Source organism: Streptomyces silvisoli (assembly GCF_029269905.1).
GTDB lineage: Bacteria > Actinomycetota > Actinomycetes > Streptomycetales > Streptomycetaceae > Streptantibioticus_A > Streptantibioticus_A silvisoli_A.
In genome coordinates this window covers 134274-153861 of record NZ_JARJBC010000012.1, presented here as the reverse complement: position 1 = coordinate 153861, position 19588 = coordinate 134274, and the positions used below count along the sequence as shown (strand labels likewise).

11 protein-coding genes, 1 tRNA gene and 3 pseudogenes are annotated in these 19588 nt (G+C 68.8%); 4 read left to right on the top strand and 11 right to left on the bottom strand.

The features are described 5' to 3' along the window. Window positions 1–53 precede the first annotated feature (53 nt). Together P3G67_RS36340 and P3G67_RS36335 are read right to left on the bottom strand one after the other, a co-directional pair. A pseudogene (locus P3G67_RS36340) lies at window positions 54–1094 on the bottom strand (AAA family ATPase); the annotation flags it as partial. 95 nt (window positions 1095–1189) lie between these two features. Then, a pseudogene (locus P3G67_RS36335) lies at window positions 1190–2696 on the bottom strand (Clp protease N-terminal domain-containing protein); the annotation flags it as partial. Window positions 2697–2847: 151 nt separating this feature from the next. Between P3G67_RS36335 and P3G67_RS19875 the strand changes: the two are divergent. Next, entirely contained in the window at window positions 2848–3252 is a 405-nt protein-coding gene (locus P3G67_RS19875; protein WP_276094639.1) for a pyridoxamine 5'-phosphate oxidase family protein, read from the top strand. A gap of 112 nt (window positions 3253–3364) precedes the next feature. On the opposite strand, the gene P3G67_RS19870 is transcribed toward P3G67_RS19875, so the two are convergent. Genes P3G67_RS19870 through dnaK form a run of 4 tightly spaced genes read right to left on the bottom strand, consistent with a single transcriptional unit; the run spans window position 3365 to window position 7552 of the window. After that, a complete protein-coding gene (locus P3G67_RS19870) occupies window positions 3365–3811 on the bottom strand; it encodes a heat shock protein transcriptional repressor HspR (RefSeq protein WP_269858629.1) in 447 nt (148 codons plus the stop codon). 1 nt (window position 3812) lies between these two features. Next, window positions 3813–4994 carry a molecular chaperone DnaJ gene (gene dnaJ / locus P3G67_RS19865; protein ID WP_269858628.1) on the bottom strand — a complete coding sequence of 394 codons (1182 nt, stop codon included), beginning with the start codon at window positions 4992–4994 and terminating at the stop codon, window positions 3813–3815. 39 nt (window positions 4995–5033) lie between these two features. Further along, a complete protein-coding gene (grpE, locus tag P3G67_RS19860; RefSeq protein WP_269858627.1) occupies window positions 5034–5696 on the bottom strand; it encodes a nucleotide exchange factor GrpE in 663 nt (220 codons plus the stop codon). Further along, window positions 5693–7552: a molecular chaperone DnaK gene (dnaK, locus tag P3G67_RS19855; protein WP_276094638.1), complete on the bottom strand. Its 1860-nt coding sequence runs from the start codon at window positions 7550–7552 to the stop codon at window positions 5693–5695. Before dnaK ends, grpE begins: the two co-directional genes overlap by 4 nt. A 267-nt stretch (window positions 7553–7819) precedes the next feature. Here dnaK and P3G67_RS19850 point away from each other — a divergent pair, with 267 nt between their 5' ends. Continuing rightward, a complete protein-coding gene (locus tag P3G67_RS19850) occupies window positions 7820–10114 on the top strand; it encodes a (Fe-S)-binding protein (RefSeq protein ID WP_276094637.1) in 2295 nt (764 codons plus the stop codon). A gap of 166 nt (window positions 10115–10280) precedes the next feature. Next, a complete protein-coding gene (locus P3G67_RS19845; protein ID WP_313880774.1) occupies window positions 10281–11189 on the top strand; it encodes a Yip1 family protein in 909 nt (302 codons plus the stop codon). Window positions 11190–11255: 66 nt separating this feature from the next. Here P3G67_RS19845 and P3G67_RS19840 read toward each other — a convergent pair whose 3' ends face one another. Beyond that, complete coding sequence (locus tag P3G67_RS19840) at window positions 11256–11753, bottom strand: phosphoribosyltransferase (protein ID WP_276094707.1); 498 nt, start codon at window positions 11751–11753, stop codon at window positions 11256–11258. Between the two features lie 5 nt (window positions 11754–11758). Beyond that, window positions 11759–12334, bottom strand: coding sequence for a dCTP deaminase (gene dcd, locus P3G67_RS19835; protein WP_269855553.1), 576 nt, complete (start codon window positions 12332–12334; stop codon window positions 11759–11761). A 464-nt stretch (window positions 12335–12798) separates the two neighbouring features. On the opposite strand from dcd, the gene P3G67_RS19830 reads away from it, so the two are divergent. Beyond that, a tRNA-Gly gene (locus P3G67_RS19830) sits at window positions 12799–12869 on the top strand. Window positions 12870–13175: 306 nt separating this feature from the next. On the opposite strand, the gene P3G67_RS19825 is transcribed toward P3G67_RS19830, so the two are convergent. The 3 genes and pseudogenes from P3G67_RS19825 to P3G67_RS19815 form a co-directional block, all read right to left on the bottom strand. After that, entirely contained in the window at window positions 13176–15953 is a 2778-nt protein-coding gene (locus tag P3G67_RS19825) for a hypothetical protein (RefSeq protein WP_276094635.1), read from the bottom strand. Window positions 15954–16269: 316 nt separating this feature from the next. Further along, window positions 16270–17736 (bottom strand): class II fumarate hydratase, encoded by a 1467-nt coding sequence (gene fumC, locus P3G67_RS19820; RefSeq protein ID WP_276094634.1) that lies wholly within the window; start codon window positions 17734–17736, stop codon window positions 16270–16272. Beyond that, a pseudogene (locus tag P3G67_RS19815) lies at window positions 17733–19409 on the bottom strand (NAD-dependent malic enzyme); the annotation flags it as partial. The pseudogene P3G67_RS19815 and the gene fumC, both read right to left, overlap by 4 nt. Between the last annotated feature and the right edge of the window lie 179 nt (window positions 19410–19588).

Below are 19588 nucleotides of genomic sequence, written 5' to 3'. Positions count from 1 at the left end.
GACGATTGCCGCCATCCTCCCCCATCCCGGCCCCCGTCTGGCAAGCCCAGCCCTCATCGGACCGGCCGTACGGTCAACCCTTCACCCTCGCGGTCCACACGAACGGTGTCGCCGTCGTGCACCTCACCCGCGAGGATCGCCTTCGCCAGCCGGTCGCCGATGGCGGTCTGCACCAGGCGGCGCAGCGGCCGGGCGCCGTACGCAGGGTCGTTGCCCTCCCGGGCCAGCCAGGCCAGCGCCCCGGCGGAGACGTCCAGCTCCAGGCGGCGGTCCTTGAGGCGGTCGCGCAGCCGGTCGAGCTGGAGTCCGGCGATCCGGCCCAGCTCGTCCTCGCCCAGCGCGCTGAAGACCACGATGTCGTCCAGCCGGTTGAGGAACTCCGGCTTGAAGGACGCCCGCACCGTCTCCAGTACGGCGTCGCGCTTGCGCGCCTCGGACAGCTCCGAATTGACCAGGTACTGCGAGCCGAGGTTGGAGGTGAGGATGAGGATGGTGTTGCGGAAGTCAACGGTCCGCCCCTGGCCGTCGGTCAGCCGGCCATCGTCCAGCACCTGGAGCAGCACGTCGAAGACCTCGGGGTGCGCCTTCTCCACCTCGTCCAGCAGCACCACGGTGTACGGCCGCCGCCGCACCGCCTCGGTGAGCTGGCCGCCCTCCTCGTAGCCCACGTAGCCGGGCGGGGCACCGACCAGCCGGGCCACCGAGTGCTTCTCGCCGTATTCGCTCATGTCGATGCGGACCATCGCCCGCTCGTCGTCGAACAGGAAGTCGGCCAGCGCCTTGGCCAGCTCGGTCTTGCCGACACCGGTCGGGCCGAGGAACAGGAACGAGCCCGTCGGCCGGTCCGGGTCGGCGATGCCGGAACGCGACCGGCGCACCGCGTCCGAAACCGCGGAGACCGCCTCGCTCTGCCCGATCAGCCGCCTGCCCAGTTCCTCCTCCATGCGCAGCAGCTTGCGGGTCTCGCCCTCCAGCAGCCGCCCGGCCGGGATGCCGGTCCAGGAGGCGACGACCTGGGCGATGTCGTCCGGGGTGACCTCCTCGCCGACCATGCCCTCCAGCTGCCGCTGCGCCTCGATCGCCTCGGCCAGTTCCTTCTCCGCCTGCGGGATCTGCTCGGTCCTGATCCGGCCCGGGGTGACCCAGTCTCCGGTCTCGGGGGCCTTCAGCTCGGCCCGCTGGAACTCGCTCTCCAGCTCGTCCAGCCGCTTCTTCAGCTCGCCGACGCGGTTGTGGACCTCGCGCTCCTTGTTCCACTTCGCGGTCAGCCCGCGCAGTGCCTCCTCCTTCTCCTCCCGTGCCCTGCGCAGCGCCTCCAGGCGTTCGCGGGCGTCGGGGGCGAGCGCCTCCTCCTTCTCGGCCTGCTTCTTGGCCTTCTTGTCCTTGGCGCCGGAGATGGCGAGCAGCGACTCCTCCTCCATCCGCAACCGGTCGACGGCGCGCTGGAGTTCGTCGATCTCCACCGGCGAGGAGTCGACCTCCATGTGCAGCCGGGAGGCGGCCTCGTCGACCAGGTCGATGGCCTTGTCGGGCAGGAAGCGCGAGGTGATGTAACGGTGCGACAGGTTGGCGGCGGCCACCAGCGCGGAGTCGGCGATCCGCACCTCGTGGTGCGCCTCGTACCGCGGCTTGAGGCCGCGCAGGATGGCGATGGTGTCCTGCACGCTCGGCTCGGCCACCAGCACCTGCTGGAAGCGGCGCTCCAGCGCCGGATCCTTCTCGATCCGCTCCCGGTACTCGTCCAGCGTTGTCGCGCCGACCATCCGCAGCTCACCGCGGGCCAGCATCGGCTTGAGCATGTTGCCCGCGTCCATCGCCGAGTCGCCGCCCGCGCCGGCGCCCACCACGGTGTGCAGCTCGTCGATGAACGTGATGATCTGGCCGTCGCTCTCCTTGATCTCGGCCAGCACGGCCTTCAGCCGCTCCTCGAACTCACCGCGGTACTTCGCGCCCGCGACCATCGCGCCCAGGTCCAGCTGGACCAGCCGCTTGCCCTTGAGCGCGCCGGGCACGTCGCCCTTCACTATCCGCTGGGCAAGCCCCTCGACCACGGCGGTCTTACCGACGCCCGGCTCGCCGATCAGCACCGGATTGTTCTTGGTACGGCGGGACAGCACCTGGATGACCCGCCGGATCTCGTTGTCCCTGCCGATGACCGGGTCGAGCTTGCCCTCGCGGGCGATGGCGGTGAAGTCGGTGCCGTACTTCTCCAGGGCCTTGTAGGTGGCCTCCGGGTCAGGGGTGGTCACTCGGGTGCCTCCGCGGGCGGTCTCGAAGGCGTCCAGCAGCTTGGCGGCCGTGGCGCCCTGGCGGTCCAGTAGTTCTGCGGTGTTGCCGCCCTTGGCGGCCAGCCCGATCAGCAGGTGCTCGGTCGACACGTAGGCGTCGCCCAGTTCCTTGGCGCGCTGCGAGGCGTCGGCGATCACCGAGAGCAGGTCGCGGCTCGCCTGCGGCGGGGCGACGGTGGAGCCCTGCACCGTGGGCAGTGCGCTCAACTGTGCCTTCGCGCCCTTGAGCAGGGCGTCCGGATCGGCGCCCACGGCGGCCAGCAAGTCCTTGAGGTTGTCGTTCTCCGGCTGCTCAAGCAGCGCGGCGAGCAGATGCGCCGGGGCCAGGTCCGCGTGGCCCGCGGACACCGCCCGACTGTTGGCGCCGCTCAGCGCCTCCTGGCTCTTGTTGGTCAGCTCTGCGTTCACGTGCGCGGACCTCCTCCATGGCGTCGCCATCATCCTGCCAGATCAAGTGTAAGACAACTTGAGTCGATGAGACTCAATTCTTTCTGGGGAACGAAGTAGGCGCCGAAAGGTCATCGACCACGCGGGACGGATCGGATGGGAAGATCACCGGATGCCGATCAACCCCCTGCACCCCGGCGAGGCCTTCATCGCCTTCTGGCGCGAAGCTCACTACGCCACCCTCACCACCCCCCGCCCCAACGGCACCCCCCACGTGGTGGCGGTGGGAGCGACGTACGACCCGGAAGCGGGCCTGGCCCGCGTGATCACCCGCAAGCAGAGCGTGAAGGTCCGCAACGTGCTGGCTGCCGGCGAGCAGGGCACCCGCGTCGCCCTCTGCCAGATCGACCGCGCCCGCTGGGCCACCCTGGAGGGCCTGGCCACCGTCTCCACCGACCCGGCCGCCGTCGCGGAGGCGGTGCGCCGCTACGAGGAGCGCTACCAGCGCCAGACCACGCCGAACCCGGACCGCGTGGTCATCGAGATCGCCCTCACCTCGGCGATGGGCCGCGCCTGAGGCGGCTCGGCCGCGCCCAAGGCGGCTCGGCCGCGCCCGGCCGAACGCGAGGCCGGGCCAACGCGAAGGGGCCCGGGGCGAAACCCCGGGCCCCCTTGCGCATGAGGAAGCGTCAGTCCTGCCGCTTGGGCCGCCAGACCACCAACGCGCTGGCCTGCCGCACGTCCTCGTACGGCACCAGGTCCCGGCGGTACGAGGCGTGTACCGCCGCCTCGCGCTGGCGCATCGCGGCGGCGGCGCCCTCAAGGCCGGACTGGAGTTCGGCGACCCGCGCCTGGAGCACGGCCACCTGGTTCTCCAGCTCGATGATGCGCTTGATTCCGGCGAGGTTGATGCCGTCCTGGCTCAACTGCTGTACCTGGCGCAGCAGTTCGATGTCCCGCGCCGAGTACCTGCGGCCACGTCCGGCGGTACGGTCCGGGGACACCAGTCCCAACCGGTCGTACTGCCGCAGGGTCTGCGGGTGCAGCCCCGACAGCTGAGCGGCGACCGAGATCACATACACAGGTGACTCGTCCGTCAGCTCGTACGGGTTGCGGCGTGCGCCCCGGCCGTCCATCTCAAGCTCCCTTCGCGGCCTTGAACAGCTCTGCCCGCGGATCCTGATCCACGGTCGCCTCTCGATACGACTCCAGCGCGTCCAGCGCCTTGCCGTCCACCGATTCCGGAACCGCCACTTCTACCGTGACCAGCAGGTCACCGCGGGTACCGTCCTTGCGGGTCGCGCCCTTGCCACGGGCCCGCAGCGTACGGCCGTTCGGGGTACCCGGCGGGAGCTTCAGCGTCACCGGCGGACCGCCCAGCGTCGGCACCTTGATCTCGGCACCGAGCACCGCCTCCGGGAAGGTGACCGGAACGGTGACCGTCAGGTTGTCCCCCTTGCGCCCGAACACCGGGTGCGCGTCGACGTGTACGACGACGTAGAGGTCCCCCGCCGGGCCGCCGCGCTCGCCCGGCGCGCCCTTGCCGCGCAGCCGGATCCGCTGGCCGTCGCTGACACCTGCCGGAATCCGCACCTGCATGGTGCGCGCGCTCTTGGCCCGGCCGCTGCCCTTGCAGACGTCACAGGGGTCCTGGGCGATCATGCCCCGGCCCTTGCAGTCCACACAGGGATCCGTGAGCGAGAACCCGCCGCCGGAACCCCGGGAGACCTGCCCGGTGCCCACACAGGTCGGGCAGACCCGCGGCGTACCGTTTTTGTCACCGGTGCCCGCGCAGCTCTTGCACGGTGCCGAACTCGACATCCGCAGCGGCACGGTGGCCCCGTCCACGGCCTCGGTGAAGCTCAGCGTCACCTCGGACTCGATGTCCTGACCACGCCGCGGCTGGGTACGCGTGGCGCCCCCGCGCCCGAAAAGTCCCCCGAACACGTCACCGAGACCGCCGCCGAAGCCCCCACCGCCGGTAGTGGTGCCGGTACCGGTGTGGGCGCCGCCGAACAGGTCGCCGAGATCGAAGTTGAACCCGCCCGGTCCGGCGGGACCCCCCTGCCGGAAGCCACCGTTGCCGAACAGGGTGCGCGCCTCGTCGTACTCCTTGCGGCGCTTGGGGTCCGACAGCACGTCGTTGGCCTCGGAGATCTCCTTGAAGCGCTCCTCGGCCTTGGGGTTGTTCTTGTTGGCGTCCGGGTGGAACTCGCGGGCGAGCTTCCGGTACGCCTTCTTGATCTCCGCCTCGGTCGCGTCCTTGGGGACGCCGAGAACCTTGTAGTAGTCCTTCTCGATGAAGTCCTTGGTGCTCATCCCCGGCGTCCCTCCTCTCCTACCTCAACTGCCGACGCGTCAGCCCTGTTCCGGGCCACCGCTCTCCTCGTCAGAGTCCGCCGCGGCCTCCTTGCCCGGAGCGCCCGGCTGCGGTTCGGCGACCGCGACCCGGGCCGGACGGATGGTCCGCTCGCCGATCCGATACCCCGGCTGCAGAATCTGCACGCACGTGGTTTCGGTGACGTCCGGCGAGTAACTGTGCATCAGCGCCTCGTGCACCAGCGGGTCGAAGGGCTCACCCTCCTTACCGAACTGCTGCAGACCGAGCTTGGCGACCACGGTCTCCACCGACTCGCCGACCGACTTGAACCCGCCGACCAGCTCACCGTGCTCCCGCGCCCGACCGATGTCGTCGAGCACCGGCAGCAGTTCGCTCAGCAGGTTGGCGATCGCGATCTCCTTGACCGCGATCCGGTCGCGCTCCACGCGGCGGCGGTAGTTCTGGTACTCCGCCTGGAGGCGCTGGAGGTCGGCGGTGCGCTCGGCCAGTTGGCCGCGCAGCGACCCCAGTTGCTTGTTCAGGTCCTGGTCCGCGCCCTGCTCTGCGTCCCCGGCCGGGGCCGCCGGGCCCGCCTGCTCGGCGGGCCCGGCGCCCTGCGCCGCGTCGTCTGCGTCAGCCGTCGCGGCGTTGACGGGGACGTCAGCAGGCTCCTGCGGGAAGCCCTGCGACTCCTCCGTCACGCGGCACCACCCTCACGCTTCTTCGGCTCCTCGTCCACGATCTCGGCGTCCACGACATCGTCGTGCGCCTCGTCCTTGGACATGTTGACGTTCTCACCGGCGCCGGACGCGGCCTGGGCGGCCTGGGCGTCGGCGTACATCGCCTGGCCGAGCTTCTGGCTGACCGCGGCGACCTTCTCGGTGGCGGTGCGGATCTCGGCGACGTCCTCGCCCTTGAGCTTCTCCTTCAGCTCACCGATGGCGGTCTCGACCTCGGTCTTGACCTCGCCCGGGACCTTTTCCTCGTTGTCCTTGAGGAACTTCTCGGTCTGGTAGACGAGCTGCTCGGCCTGGTTGCGGGTCTCGGCCGCCTCGCGGCGCTTGTGGTCCTCCTCCGCGTACTGCTCGGCCTCGCGCATCATGCGGTCGATGTCGTCCTTCGGCAGCGCGGAGCCACCGGTGACGGTCATCCGCTGCTCCTTGCCGGTGCCGAGGTCCTTGGCGGCCACGTGCATGATGCCGTTGGCGTCGATGTCGAAGGTGACCTCGACCTGCGGCACGCCGCGCGGCGCCGGGGGCAGACCGGTCAGCTCGAACATGCCGAGCTTCTTGTTGTACGCGGCGATCTCGCGCTCACCCTGGTAGACCTGGATCTGCACCGACGGCTGGTTGTCCTCGGCCGTGGTGAAGATCTCCGAACGCTTCGTCGGGATCGTGGTGTTGCGCTCGATCAGCTTGGTCATGATGCCGCCCTTGGTCTCGATACCGAGCGACAGCGGCGTGACGTCCAGCAGCAGGACGTCCTTGACCTCACCCTTGAGCACACCGGCCTGGAGGCTGGCGCCGATCGCCACGACCTCGTCCGGGTTGACGCCCTTGTTCGCCTCCTTGCCGCCGGTCAGCTCGCGGACCAGCTCAGCGACGGCGGGCATACGGGTGGAGCCACCGACCAGCACCACGTGGTCGATCTCGGACAGCTGGATGCCGGCGTCCTTGATCACGTTGTGGAACGGGGTCTTGCAGCGCTCCAGCAGGTCTGCGGTGAGCTGCTGGAACTGGGCGCGGGTGAGCTTCTCGTCCAGGTGCAGCGGGCCCTCGGCGGACGCCGTGATGTACGGCAGGTTGATCGAGGTCTCGGTGGACGAGGACAGCTCGATCTTGGCCTTCTCCGCGGCCTCGCGCAGCCGCTGGAGGGCCATCTTGTCCTTGGCCAGGTCCACGCCGTGGCCGGACTGGAACTGCTTGACCAGGTAGTCGACGATGCGCTGGTCCCAGTCGTCGCCACCGAGGTGGTTGTCGCCGTTGGTGGCCTTCACCTCGACAACGCCGTCGCCGATCTCCAGCAGCGAGACGTCGAAGGTGCCGCCGCCGAGGTCGAAGACCAGGATCGTCTGGTCGTCCTTGTCCAGGCCGTAGGCGAGCGCGGCCGCGGTGGGCTCGTTGACGATGCGCAGGACGTTGAGGCCCGCGATCTCACCGGCCTCCTTGGTGGCCTGGCGCTCGGAGTCGTTGAAGTACGCCGGGACGGTGATCACCGCGTCGGTGACCTTCTCGCCCAGGTACGACTCGGCGTCCCGCTTCAGCTTCTGCAGGATGAACGCCGAGATCTGCTGCGGCGTGAAGTCCTTGCTGTCGATACCGATCTTCCAGTCGGTACCCATGTGACGCTTGACGGAGCGGATGGTCCGCTCGACGTTCGTCACCGCCTGCCGCTTGGCGACCTCACCGACGAGCACCTCGCCGTTCTTGGCGAAGGCGACGACGGACGGCGTGGTCCTGGCGCCCTCGGCGTTGGTGATGACGGTGGGCTCACCGCCTTCAAGAACACTGACGACGGAGTTCGTCGTGCCCAGGTCGATGCCGACCGCACGTGCCATGGTGGAATCCTCCAGCTACTTGAGTGGAACTGACTCAAGAGTGCCGGACACTCAGACGGGTGTCAACAGACATGAGTCGGCCGGACTCAAGTCTTCTGCGAATAAGCGGCGCATAAGGATCGTCCACCCGGTGTCCCCAGCGACACAGATCACCGAGTGAGCGACTGTATGACCCAGCACAGAACGGGTAATCTCGGAAGACCACTTAAGTTACTGCTTAGTAATCACCCTTTATCGACCCCGCTCTCGCAGGCCCGAGGAGCCCTCATGCAACTCGCCGCGATCGTCGTTTCGCTGGTGCTAGCCGCGGTCGGCGTTGCGCTGTTCGCCCGAGCCATCGCGCAGATCATCCGCTTCGTACGGCTCGGTCAGCCGGTGCCCGCCGGCACCCGCACCGACGACCCGAAGCAACGGACCGTCACGGTGGCCAAGGAGTTCCTCGGCCACACCCGTATGAACCGCTGGGGCGCGGTCGGCGTCGCGCACTGGTTCGTGGCCGTCGGCTTCTTCACCCTGATCCTGACCATCGTCAACGCCTTCGGCCAGCTGTTCCAGGCCGACTGGGTGCTGCCGATCATCGGTGACTGGCTGCCGTACGAGATCTTCGTCGAGTTCATCGGCACCACCACGACTCTGGGCATCCTGGCCCTGATCATCATCCGGCAGATCAGCAAGCCGAACCGCCCGGGCCGCAAGTCCCGCTTCGCGGGCTCCAACTTCGGCCAGGCGTACTTCGTCGAGGCCGTCATCCTCATCATCGGCATCTGCATCATGACGCTGCGCGCCCTGGAGGGCGCGCTGCACCACGTGGACGGCTACCAGGCCGCGTACTTCGTCTCGTACCCGCTGGCCGCCGCCCTCAAGGGCCTGAGCCTGAGCACGCTGCAGAACGTGACCTACCTGGTCGCGATGGTCAAGATCGCCACCTCCTTCATCTGGATGATCACGGTCTCCCTCAAGACCGACATGGGTGTGGCCTGGCACCGCTTCCTCGCGTTCCCCAACATCTGGTTCAAGCGCGAGTCCAGCGGTGACGTGGCCCTGGGCGCGCTGCAGCCGATGGTCTCCGGCGGCAAGCCGATCGACTTCGAGGATCCGGGCGAGGACGACCAGTTCGGCGTCTCCCAGGTCGAGCACTTCTCCTGGAAGGGCATCCTCGACTTCTCCACCTGCACCGAGTGCGGCCGCTGCCAGTCGCAGTGCCCGGCGTGGAACACCGGCAAGCCGCTCTCCCCCAAGCTCCTGATCATGTCGCTGCGCGACCACTCGCACGCCAAGGCTCCCTACCTGCTGGCAGGCGGCGGCAAGAACGCGGAGGGCGAGGAGAAGGCCACCGCCGAGCAGCTCGCCGGTGTGCCCGCCGCCGCCCTCGCCGAGGCCGAACGCCCGCTGGTCGGCACCGCCGAGGACAACGGCGTCATCGACCCGGACGTCCTGTGGTCCTGCACCACCTGCGGCGCCTGCGTCGAGCAGTGCCCGGTGGACATCGAGCACGTCGACCACATCGTCGACATGCGCCGCTACCAGGTGATGATCGAGTCCTCGTTCCCGTCCGAGGCGGGCACGATGCTCAAGAACCTGGAGAAGAAGGGCAACCCCTGGGGCCTGCCGAAGAAGCAGCGGCTCGCCTGGGTCAAGGAAGTCGACTTCGAGGTGCCGATCGTCGGCGAGGACGTGGAGGACCTCACCGAGGTCGAGTACCTGTACTGGGTCGGCTGCGCGGGCGCGCTGGAGGACCGGGCCAAGAAGACCACCAAGGCCTTCGCCGAGCTGCTGAACATCGCGGGCGTCAAGTTCGCGATCATGGGCGGCGAGGAGAACTGCACCGGTGACTCCGCCCGCCGCCTGGGCAACGAGTTCCTGTTCCAGCAGCTCGGCGCCGAGAACGTGGCGATGCTGAACATGGCGTTCGGCGAGGCTGCCGACGACAGCGCCTCCGGCGCGGGCTCGGCCCCGGCGACCAAGAAGCCGAAGTCCAAGAAGAAGATCGTCGCGACCTGCCCGCACTGCTTCAACACCATCGCCAACGAGTACCCGCAGCTCGGCGGCGAGTACGAGGTCATCCACCACACCCAGTTGCTGCAACACCTCGTGGACGAGGGCAAGTTGGTGCCGGTCACCCCGGTCGAGGGCATCATCACGTACCACGACCCGTGCTACCTCGGCCGCCACAACAAGGTCTACACGCCGCCGCGCGAGATCATCGCCAAGGTGCCGGGCCTGCGCAACGAGGAGATGCACCGCCACAAGGAGCGCGGCTTCTGCTGTGGCGCGGGCGGCGCACGGATGTGGATGGAGGAGCGGATCGGCAAGCGCATCAACAACGAGCGCGTCGACGAGGCGCTGTCGCTCAACCCCGACATCGTCTCCACCGCCTGCCCGTTCTGCCTGGTCATGCTGACCGACTCGGTCAACGGCAAGAAGAACGACGGCAAGGCCAAGGAGTCCGTCCAGGTGGTGGACGTGGCCCAGCTGCTGCTCGACTCGGTGAAGGCCCCGGCGGACCCGCCCGCCGGTGACCCGCAGTCCACCAAGCAGCCGGAGCCCGAACCGGCCAAGTAGCACTCCGCGAGGCCGACACGGCCGGGACCGCGTTAACTCGCGGTCCCGGCCGTTGCCTTGGCGGCACTCGGCCGCCTGCCCTGACTTGTCACAGCTTGGTAGTAAACCCCGGCCGAAAACGGGGGACGGGATACGCCCGACGCCGCGAACGGGTACGTTCGGGAGCGTGGCAGGATTCAGGATCGGACGCGGACGTAGCCAGGCCGAGGCCCAGCGGCCCCGTCCCACGCAGCAGAACGGCGGTTACCCGCCGCCCCCGCACCAGCAGCCAACCCAGACCGCGTACCGGCCTGACATGCCCCCGTCCGGCCAGCCGGAGTACTTCGGTGACACGCGCACGTCGTTCGGCAGGCCCTCCGGGTACGACGACGCCCCCGGACACACCCAGTCGTTCGCCATCGGCGAGGCCCCGGACGCGTACGGCCAGGGCAGCCCGTACCAGCAGTACGACGGCGGACAGTACGGTGCCGGCCAGTACGACGACGGGCACGTCGCCACCTACCGCGCGGGCCAGGCGAGTGCCCCGCCCGCCGGACCCCGGCTGCACTGGAAGGAACTGCTCAGCGGCATAGCGCTGCGCCCCGGCCAGACCTTCTGGCAGATGCGCGACTACCAGGTGTGGGGCCCGGCGCTGATCGTCACGTTCGTCTACGGCCTGCTGGCCGTCTTCGGCTTCGACACCGCGCGCAAGGACGTCCTCAACTCCGCCTTCTCCAACAGCATCCCGTGGGTGCTGAGCACCGCGGTCGCGGTGGTGCTGAGCGGTCTGATGATGGGCGCGGTCACCCATGCGCTGGCCCGGCAGCTCGGCGGGGACGGCGGCTGGGCGCCGACCATCGGCCTGTCCATGCTGATCACCTCGCTCACCGACGCCCCACGGCTGCTGTTCGCCATCTTCCTCGGCGGCGGCAACGGCCTTGTGCAGGTGCTGGGTTGGGCGACCTGGCTGGCCTGCGGGGCACTGCTCACCTCGATGGTGAGCAAGTCCCACGACCTGCCCTGGCAGAAGGCGTTGGGGTCCGCGTCGATCCAACTCATCGCACTGCTGGTGCTGTTCAAGCTGCCGACGCTGTAGCGCCTCCGCCGGTACGCGCGGTACGGGTCAGGCGTCGAGCACCTGGCCCGTACGGCGCACGACCGGTCACGCGTCGAGCACCTGGCCCTTACGACGCACGACGGGCGGCTGCACACTCCACGGGAAGTTGATCCACCGGTCGGTGCGCTTCCACACGTACTCGCACTTCACCAGCGACTGCGGCTTCTCGTAGATCACCGCGCACCGTACGTCCGCGACGTGGCCGGCGCAGAAGTCGTGCACCAGCTCCAGGGTGCGCCCGGTGTCGGCCACGTCATCGGCGACCAGCACCTTCTTCCGGCTGAGGTCGACCACGTTGGGCACCGGCGGCAGCATGACGGGCATGTCGAGGGTGCTGCCCACCCCGTCGTAGAACTCCACGTTCATCACATGGAGGTTCTTGACCCCCAGCGCGTAGCCCAGCGCGCCCGCGACGAACAGCCCGCCGCGCGCGATCGACAGGATGATGTCCGGCTCGAACCCGTCGTCCGCGATGGTCTGCGCCAGCTCGCGCACCGCCTCGCCGAACAGGGGGTAGGTCAGGTTCTCCCGCTCCTGCGTCACGTCGGTCACACCTGCGTCCGGTGGAAGTTCAGATACGACCGGGACGGCGTCGGGCCGCGCTGCCCCTGGTAGCGGGAGCCGTACCGGCCGGAACCGTAGGGGAACTCGGCGGCCGAGGTCAGCCGGAACATGCACAGCTGCCCGATCTTCATCCCCGGCCAGAGCTTGATCGGCAGTGTGGCGACGTTGGACAGCTCCAGCGTCACGTGCCCGGAGAAGCCCGGGTCGATGAACCCGGCCGTCGAGTGCGTCAGCAACCCGAGCCGCCCCAGCGAGCTCTTGCCCTCCAGCCGCGAGGCGACGTCCTCGGGCAGGCTGATCACCTCGTACGTCGAGGCGAGCACGAACTCCCCCGGGTGCAGGATGAACGCGTCATCCCCTTCCGGTTCGACCAGCCGCGTCAGGTCGGGCTGCTCGACCGCCGGGTCGATGTGCGGGTAGCGGTGGTTCTCGAACACCCGGAAGAACCGGTCAAGCCTCACGTCAATGCTCGACGGCTGGATCATGGACTCGTCGTACGGGTCGATGCGCACCCGCCCGGCGTCGATCTCGGCCCGGATGTCCTTGTCTGAGAGAAGCACGCCACGAGGATACGTGGAGAACCGGACCTCCGGGGTCCGGCCCGTCCAGGGCCGGACCCCGGGCCTGGTCAGCGCGCCTGCCGAACCGTTTCGACAGGTACCGCGTGCCGCAGCCGCGCACAGCGCGGACACCGGATCAACCGCCCCGGCCCAAGCCGGTCGGCGCCCAGGTTCTGCAGCGGGAACGTAGTGGTGCTGAACTGGTGCCCATCGGCACAACGAACGACGGTGCGCTCCATCGCTCCCCTTCTTTTCCCCACGGACTCGCCCTGCCGCCCAACCGCGGCAGCGGACGAAAGCCACATTAGGGGATGAACACCCCGCACCTCACGCGGCACTCCGACCCCTCACCGTACCGCCCCAACCCCCTTACCCCACACGACAAAACCCCCGGGGCAAATGCACCAGGGGCCAACGATGGGGTACAGTGAGCGACGACGAGCCGCCCCATGAGGGCGACTTACGCGGGTGTAGTTTAATGGTAGAACATGAGCTTCCCAAGCTCAGAGCGCGGGTTCGATTCCCGTCACCCGCTCAGAGAGAAACCCCAGGTCGGGTGGCCTGGGGTTTGTTGTTTTCTGGACCTGTCGCGGGGCACCGTGCCGCGCCCTAACTCACCATGTACCCGCCGGAGGCCGCATACATAGCGCCGTGCGGGGTCTACGGCTCCTGCCGCCCCTGTCCCCGGCTACCTCGCCTACCGCCGCTTTCCGGGTCAGGCATTGCCCCTCGCCGTTTACTGCCGAACCGCGGGGACTTCGACCAACGGTGACCCGGAGGAGCCACCCCTGTGCCCGCCCGGTTGTGATCGGGCGGGCACAGGGGTGGCGCCAAGCGCCGCTCAGGAGGCGTTGCGCCAGGTGTTACTGGCCCACAGCGAGCCACCTGTGCTCGGCCCGCCACCGCTCTTGTAGATCACCAGGTTTCCGTCATCCTGCATGATCGCGTAGGCCCCGGGGTGGCCGTGGGTGCCGCTGGCCCACAGCGACCCCACGGTGCTGGGCCCGCCGCCGGAGCGGTAGACCACGAGATCGCCGTCCTTCTGCATCATCGCGTAGGCGCCCGGATGGCCATAGGTGCCGCTGGACCAGATGGCCGCGCCGTCGCGCTTGCGGTACATCACCAGGTTGCCGTCCGACTGCATCACCAGGAAGGTGCGCTGGCTCCGCGTCCACCAACCGGACTTCAGTGTCGCGTTCGAGGCGATGGTCTGCGGCCGTGCGTACGATCCGCTGGACCACAGCGCATTGCGCGAATCGGCGCTGGCCTGTCGGTAGACGACGAGGTTCCCGTCGTCCTGCAGAACGGCGTAAGCGCCCGCATTGCCCCCGGTGTTGCTGGACCACAACGCGCCTCCAGTGCCGGGCCCGTCATTCGGTCCGTAGACGACCAGATCGCCGTCCGGCTGCATCACCGTGTACGCGCCGGGGTGGCCGTGGGTACCGCTGGCCCATACGGCGGGCGCGGAGGTGCCGCCGGTCTTCAGGTGCGCGACGAGGTTCCCGTCCGCCTGCATCACCAGCCGCACGCTGCCGCTGGTCAGGCTGTCGCCGGAGTTGAGGCGCTGGTTCGGCAGCAGCACGCCGCCGGAGGCGGGCGAGGCGGGAACGTGCGGGTCGAAGATGTGGATGTTCTCCTGTGCGTCGGTGTACGCGATCCCGCCACCCGGGAACTTGTCCACCGCCCAGGTCACCCGTCGGTCATCGGTCAGCCAGTTCTGAGCGGGCAGCGTGGCGAGGTCGCTGGTCACCGCGGTATCGGCGTGCACATCAGTCAGCTCCAGCTTCCCCGAGCCGGTGTCATGCTCGACCAGGTAGCCGTCCCCGAGTTGGGCAAGCCCGGAGGGCGGGACGGAGATGTGGGCGCCGGTGACGAGGTCGTAGACGCCGGCCGGGCCCGAGGTCCCGCACGACCAGTAGATCCACCGGCCCGCGGCCGCCTGCAACTCGCTCGGCACGCACGGCGCCCCGGTGCTGACGGTCTTTGTGGTCCGCTGCGTCGGAAGGCTGATCGCGCTGAGCGATCCGGGTGTGGGGTTCGCGACCCACAGCGTGGACTCCCACAGCGCGGCCCCGCTGATCGGACGCGAGAACAGCACATTGGTACCGGTGCCGAGATCGACATCGCCGATGTACTGCGTGCCCGTGCCGCTGCTGTCGTAGATGACGTACCGGCCGTCGGAGTCCACGAGCGTACCGCCCGGCCCGGCGACGGTGACCTCGGAAGAGCCGGTGCGGCTCTGCACGGTGGCGTAGTCGTTCGGTGAGCTCGGGATCCCCTGCGAAATCCGGCCGTCCCCGGTTGCCAGAGGCGGCGCGCAAGAGACGGCTGAGCTGTGCGGGCCGGCGGAGCAGTCGCTCGGTTCGAGAGCCTTCCCGAAGGCCGTGTGCGGCCCGTACGACGGTGTACCGCCGAGCTGGATCGTTCGGGTGAACACGTCCGCGTCGGGATCGCTCCCGGACTCCACGGTGACGAGCTGGCCGTCGGCTACTGACAGGCCGTTGAGCGGTGCGGGACCGCCGCCCGGATCGGAGAAGACGGTGGTGGGCTTTGTGGTTCCGTCGGAGCTCGGCGTGATGCGACGGTCGCCCCAGTCACTGAGGGACGAACCGCCGAGCACCACGGCACCGTCCGAAGACGCGCCGAAGGCCCAGTCCGTCTGGACGTGGTCGACGACCGGGGTCGCGGTCCCGCCCGTAAGCGGTGCCACGTACAGCCCGTGGCCGAGCTGCTGGTCGGCGGGGGTCGAAGCGGAGGTGTTCCAGTCGTAGTTGACCAGCAACGAGTCGCCGACGACGGCGAGATGACGCACATCGAAGGCACCGTACGGCGTCGGCACCTGGACAGCGGTCTCCGGCGCGGTGAGGTTCGGTCGTGACAGCAGATGCAGGGTCGTTCCCCCGAGGTACCACCCGACGTACTTGTCCAACAGAACCACGTTGGCATTGGACGGTATTTCGCCGAAGACCGGGGTCATGTGCCCGCTCGCCAGGTCGATGAGCGCGAGCCGACCGCTGGTGCCGTCGGTGCTGTCGGTGTACTTCACCACCACGGAGTTCGCGTCGCCGACCGCGACCTCCGTTCCGACGGTCGCGCCGGTGGGCCAGCCGGTTACCTGGGTATCGGTCAGTTGCCCGCTCGACACGGTCAGGACGTGGAGGGACACGCTCCCGTCCGCGGCCCTGGTGAAGGTGAGGACCTTTGACCCGAAGGTGCCCAGGTAGTACTGGCCGGTCGGCAGTGTCACGGTCGTCGTGGTGCCGGAGTCCATGTCCTGGAGCCTGACGGTGGTGAAGCTGGTTTGCGTTGCCACCACGTCAGAGCCCGCCCCCGAGTTTCCGGGCTGGAGGGTGTGACGCCCCGGCATGGGGATGTCGGGGCCTCCTGAGTACTTCGTCCATATCCACCCGGGCTTGCCCGCCTGCGTGTGCAGAAACCCACCGGGCCCCGCGAGCGCGATCCACTCCTGCGGCGGATAGTAATCCGTGGCGGCCGGGATGACCGTCTCGGTGGGGGTGTCCGCGAGCGCGGACGGCGCGGTGGCGCAGGCGAAGCCCGATGCCATGGCGAAAGTCGCGGCTATCGCGATCGAGCCGCGTATGAGGGCGGGTTGAGCCACCCATTCCTCCCCTGAAGGCGTTGAAGGCATGGGGAGGGCGAGCATCGATGACGCCCTGCGATGGCCGTCCTGTCGGCTCGTCGTGTTTAGCCCCCGGCAGCTGCGGTCAGCCAGCCCATGCAAGTGGCGGGACAGTAGCAGCACTTTCAACTACCGCGGAAGACGCGGCAGTGACTGCTCGGTCCAACTGGCCTTGCCGACGCCCGTCAGCCCGGCCTGGCGATCTCCCCTCGCGCCGGGACGCCCGTGCCAACTACGTGCCATTCACGGTCAGCGCCGGGCCGCGGTAGGCGGTTGGCGGACCGGGGTGGTTCTGTCAGTGGCTGAGGTGAGCCATGTGCTGGGGGTCGACGATGCGGTCGAAGTCCTCGGGGCTGATGTAGCCGCTGGCGAGGGCGGCCTCGCGGAGGGTGGTTCCCTCGTCGTCCGCCTTGTGGGCGATGCGGCTGGCCTTGTCGTAGCCGATCTCGGGGGACAGCGCGGTGACGAGCATCAAGGAGCGTGAGAGGTACTCGTTGATCTGGTCGCGGTGCAGTTCGGCGCCTTCAACACAGTAGGTGCGCAGCTTCTCGCTGGCGTCTCCGAGGATGCGGGCGGAGTGCAGGAAGTCGTTGATGATGACGGGCCGCATGGCGTTGAGTTCGAAGTTGCCCTGACTTCCCGCGAAGGCGATGGCGCTGTCCTCGGCCAGGGCCTGGATGCAGACCATCACCATCGCTTCGCACTGGGTCGGGTTGACCTTGCCGGGCATGATGGAGCTGCCTGGTTCGTTGGCGGGCAGGGCGAGTTCGCCGATGCCGCATCGGGGGCCGGAGGCGAGCCAGCGGATGTCGTTGGCGATCTTCATCAGCGGGACGGCGAGGGCGCGCAGCCCCGCGGAGGCAGCCACCATGGCGTCCAAACCGCCTTGGGCGGCGAAGGAGTTGGCCGCCCTGCGGAAGGGGTGGCCGGTCAGCGTCGCGATCTCCCGTGCTACCTGGGCGCCGAAGGATTCGGGGGTGTTGAGGCCGGTGCCCACGGCGGTGCCGCCGACGGCGAGTTGGTGGAGGCCCGGCAGGGTGGCCTCGATGCGGGCGATGGCGTCGGTGAGCTGGGCGGCGTAGCCGGACCACTCCTGGCCAACGGACAGTGGCACGGCGTCTTCCAGGTGGGTGCGGCCGATCTTGACGATGTCCCACCACGCGTGGGACTTGGCTTCCACGGCCCGCTGGAGTTCCCGCACTTGAGGGAGCAGGTGCTCGTGGAGTTGGCGGACCGCGGCGATGTGCATCGCGGTGGGAAATGTGTCGTTGGAGGACTGGCCCATGTTGACGTGGTCGTTGGGGTGGATCGGCGTCTTGGATCCCAGGGCGCCGCCGACCAGTTGGACGGCGCGGTTGCTGATGACCTCGTTGACGTTCATGTTGCTCTGGGTGCCGGAGCCGGTCTGCCACACGTACAGCGGGAAGTGGTCGTCCAGCGCGCCGGAGATCACCTCGTCGGCGACGCGGGCGATGAGGTCGGCCTTCCACTGAGGGAGGCGGCCCTCGCGGCCGTTGACGAGTGCGGCGGCCTTCTTGACGTAGCCGTAGGCGTGATAGACGGCCTTGGGCATGCGGTCGTCGCCGATGGAGAAGTGGATCAGGGACCGCTGGGTCTGGGCGCCCCAGTACCGGTCGGCGGGTACCTCGATGGCGCCCATCGAGTCCGTTTCCCGCCGGGTCCCTGTGGCGTCGATGCCGATCGGGACGTCCCGCACCTTCGGCGGTTGCCCGGTGTCGGCGCGCCGGTGCCCGGTGGTCATGTCGATGCCTCCTGCCCATCGGGCAGTGGCCCGTAGGCCGGCTGCCACATGGCGTCGTGCACGGCCTGGGCAAGATCGTCCGGCTGGCGGTTGGCGACCTTGTCCGCAACCGCGGCACGCACGACCGCCTTCGCGACGACGGCCGAGGAGGCGCGCAGGTTCTTCACCGGGGGCAGCAGGGGCGCGCCGGGAGCCCGGGCGTCGACCTGCCCGGCCACCGCCTCGGCGGCGGCCAGCAGCATTCCGGCGGTGAGCCGGTCGGCGCCGGCGACGACGGTGCCCAGGCCGAGGCCGGGGTAGAGCAGCGCGTTGTTGGCCTGGCCGATGGAGTGGCGCACGCCGCCGTACTCGACGGGGTCCACAGGGATGCCGGTCGCGGTCAGGGCCTTGCCGTCGGTCCAGGCCAGCAGGTCTGCCGGCATGGCCTCGATCTTCTCCGTGGGGTTGGACAGCGGGAAGATGATCGGCCGTTCGACGCCCTTGGCCATGGCGGTGACCACCTGCCGGTCGAAGGCGCCCGGCGATGTCGAAGTACCGATCAGGATGGTCGGGTGGACATGCTGGACGGTGGTGAGCAGGTCGATCCCGCCCTCTGCCCAGCCTCGGACCTCGGCGACAGGCCGCGCGTAGGGGACCTGGTAATCGCGCAGGTCCGGCATGCCCTCCACCAGCAGCCCCTGTTTGTCGATCAGCCACACCCGCCGCGTGGCCTCCTGCGCGTCAAGACCGTCACGGACCATGGCGTCGCGCAACTGGTCGGCGATGCCCACCCCGGCGGTGCCCGCACCGAAGACGATGACGCGCTGCTCGCGGAACGGCACGCCGGTGACCTTCAGCGCCGACACCGCGGCGGCCAGGGTGATGGCGCCGGTGCCCTGCATGTCATCGTTGAAGATCCGGTAGCGGTCGCGGTACGCCTCCAGGATCCGGCGGGCGTTCCCCGGCCCGAAGTCCTCGAAGTGCAGCAGTGCGTTGGGATACAGCTCGGAGACCGTCTCCAGATAGGTCTCGATGAACGCGTCGTACTGCTTACCGCGTGCCCTGCTGTGGCGTATGCCCAGGTAGAGGGGGTCGTTGAGGAGGATCTCGTTGTCGGTTCCGACGTCCATGACCACTGGTACGCAGCGGCCGGGGTGCAGGCCGGCTGCGGCGGTGTAGACGGCGAGCTTGCCCACCGAGATCTGGATGCCCTGCACTCCCCAGTCGCCGATGCCCAGGATCTCCTCGGCGTCGGTGACCACGACCAAGTCGACCTCGTCGGGGTGGAGCTGGAGTGTCTCGAACGAGCGACGCACATCCTGTGGTCGGTCGATGGACAGGAAGACCCCGCGGGGTTGCCGGTACTCGTGGCTGAACCGCTTGATCGCCTCGCCCACCGTCGGGTCGTAGACGACCGGGAGCAGCTCGGCCAGATGGTCCCGAAGGACCCGGTAGTACAGCACCTCGTTACGGTCGTGCAGTTGCTCAAGATTGACGAACTTCGCCAGGTTGGTCGGCTCCTCCCGCAACTGCTCGTAGGCGCGCTCAGCCTGCTGGTCCAGCGTCAGCACCGCGTCGGGCAAGCGGCCCACCACCCCGAGACGCTCGCGTTCCTCCGCCGTGAACGCGGTGCCGCGATTGGTGAGCGGGTTCAGGAGGACGGGGGGCGTGTGCATGGGCATGACGACTTCTCCGTCGCTCTCGACATCATGCGTTTGCCGGGCCCGCCTCCATTGTCGGCCAGAAGGATGACGTAGGCCACTCGCCGGACGCTGGTCCGCCGACCTGCGACATCAGGCCCGAGACGACCGTCAACAGGCCACCGGCGGCAGATTCTCGCGTCGCCCCGGTGTCGAGGCGCGAGACACTGATG

Excerpts from the sequence above, each read along its gene's own strand:
- P3G67_RS19875 (WP_276094639.1), top strand. The coding sequence starts at position 2,848 with ATGCCGATCAACCCCCTGCACCCCGGCGAGGCCTTCATCGCCTTCTGG.
- P3G67_RS19870 (WP_269858629.1), bottom strand. The coding sequence starts at position 3,811 with ATGGACGGCCGGGGCGCACGCCGCAACCCGTACGAGCTGACGGACGAG.
- dnaJ (WP_269858628.1), bottom strand. The coding sequence starts at position 4,994 with ATGAGCACCAAGGACTTCATCGAGAAGGACTACTACAAGGTTCTCGGC.
- dnaK (WP_276094638.1), bottom strand. The coding sequence starts at position 7,552 with ATGGCACGTGCGGTCGGCATCGACCTGGGCACGACGAACTCCGTCGTC.
- P3G67_RS19850 (WP_276094637.1), top strand. The coding sequence starts at position 7,820 with ATGCAACTCGCCGCGATCGTCGTTTCGCTGGTGCTAGCCGCGGTCGGC.
- fumC (WP_276094634.1), bottom strand. The coding sequence starts at position 17,736 with ATGACCACCGGGCACCGGCGCGCCGACACCGGGCAACCGCCGAAGGTG.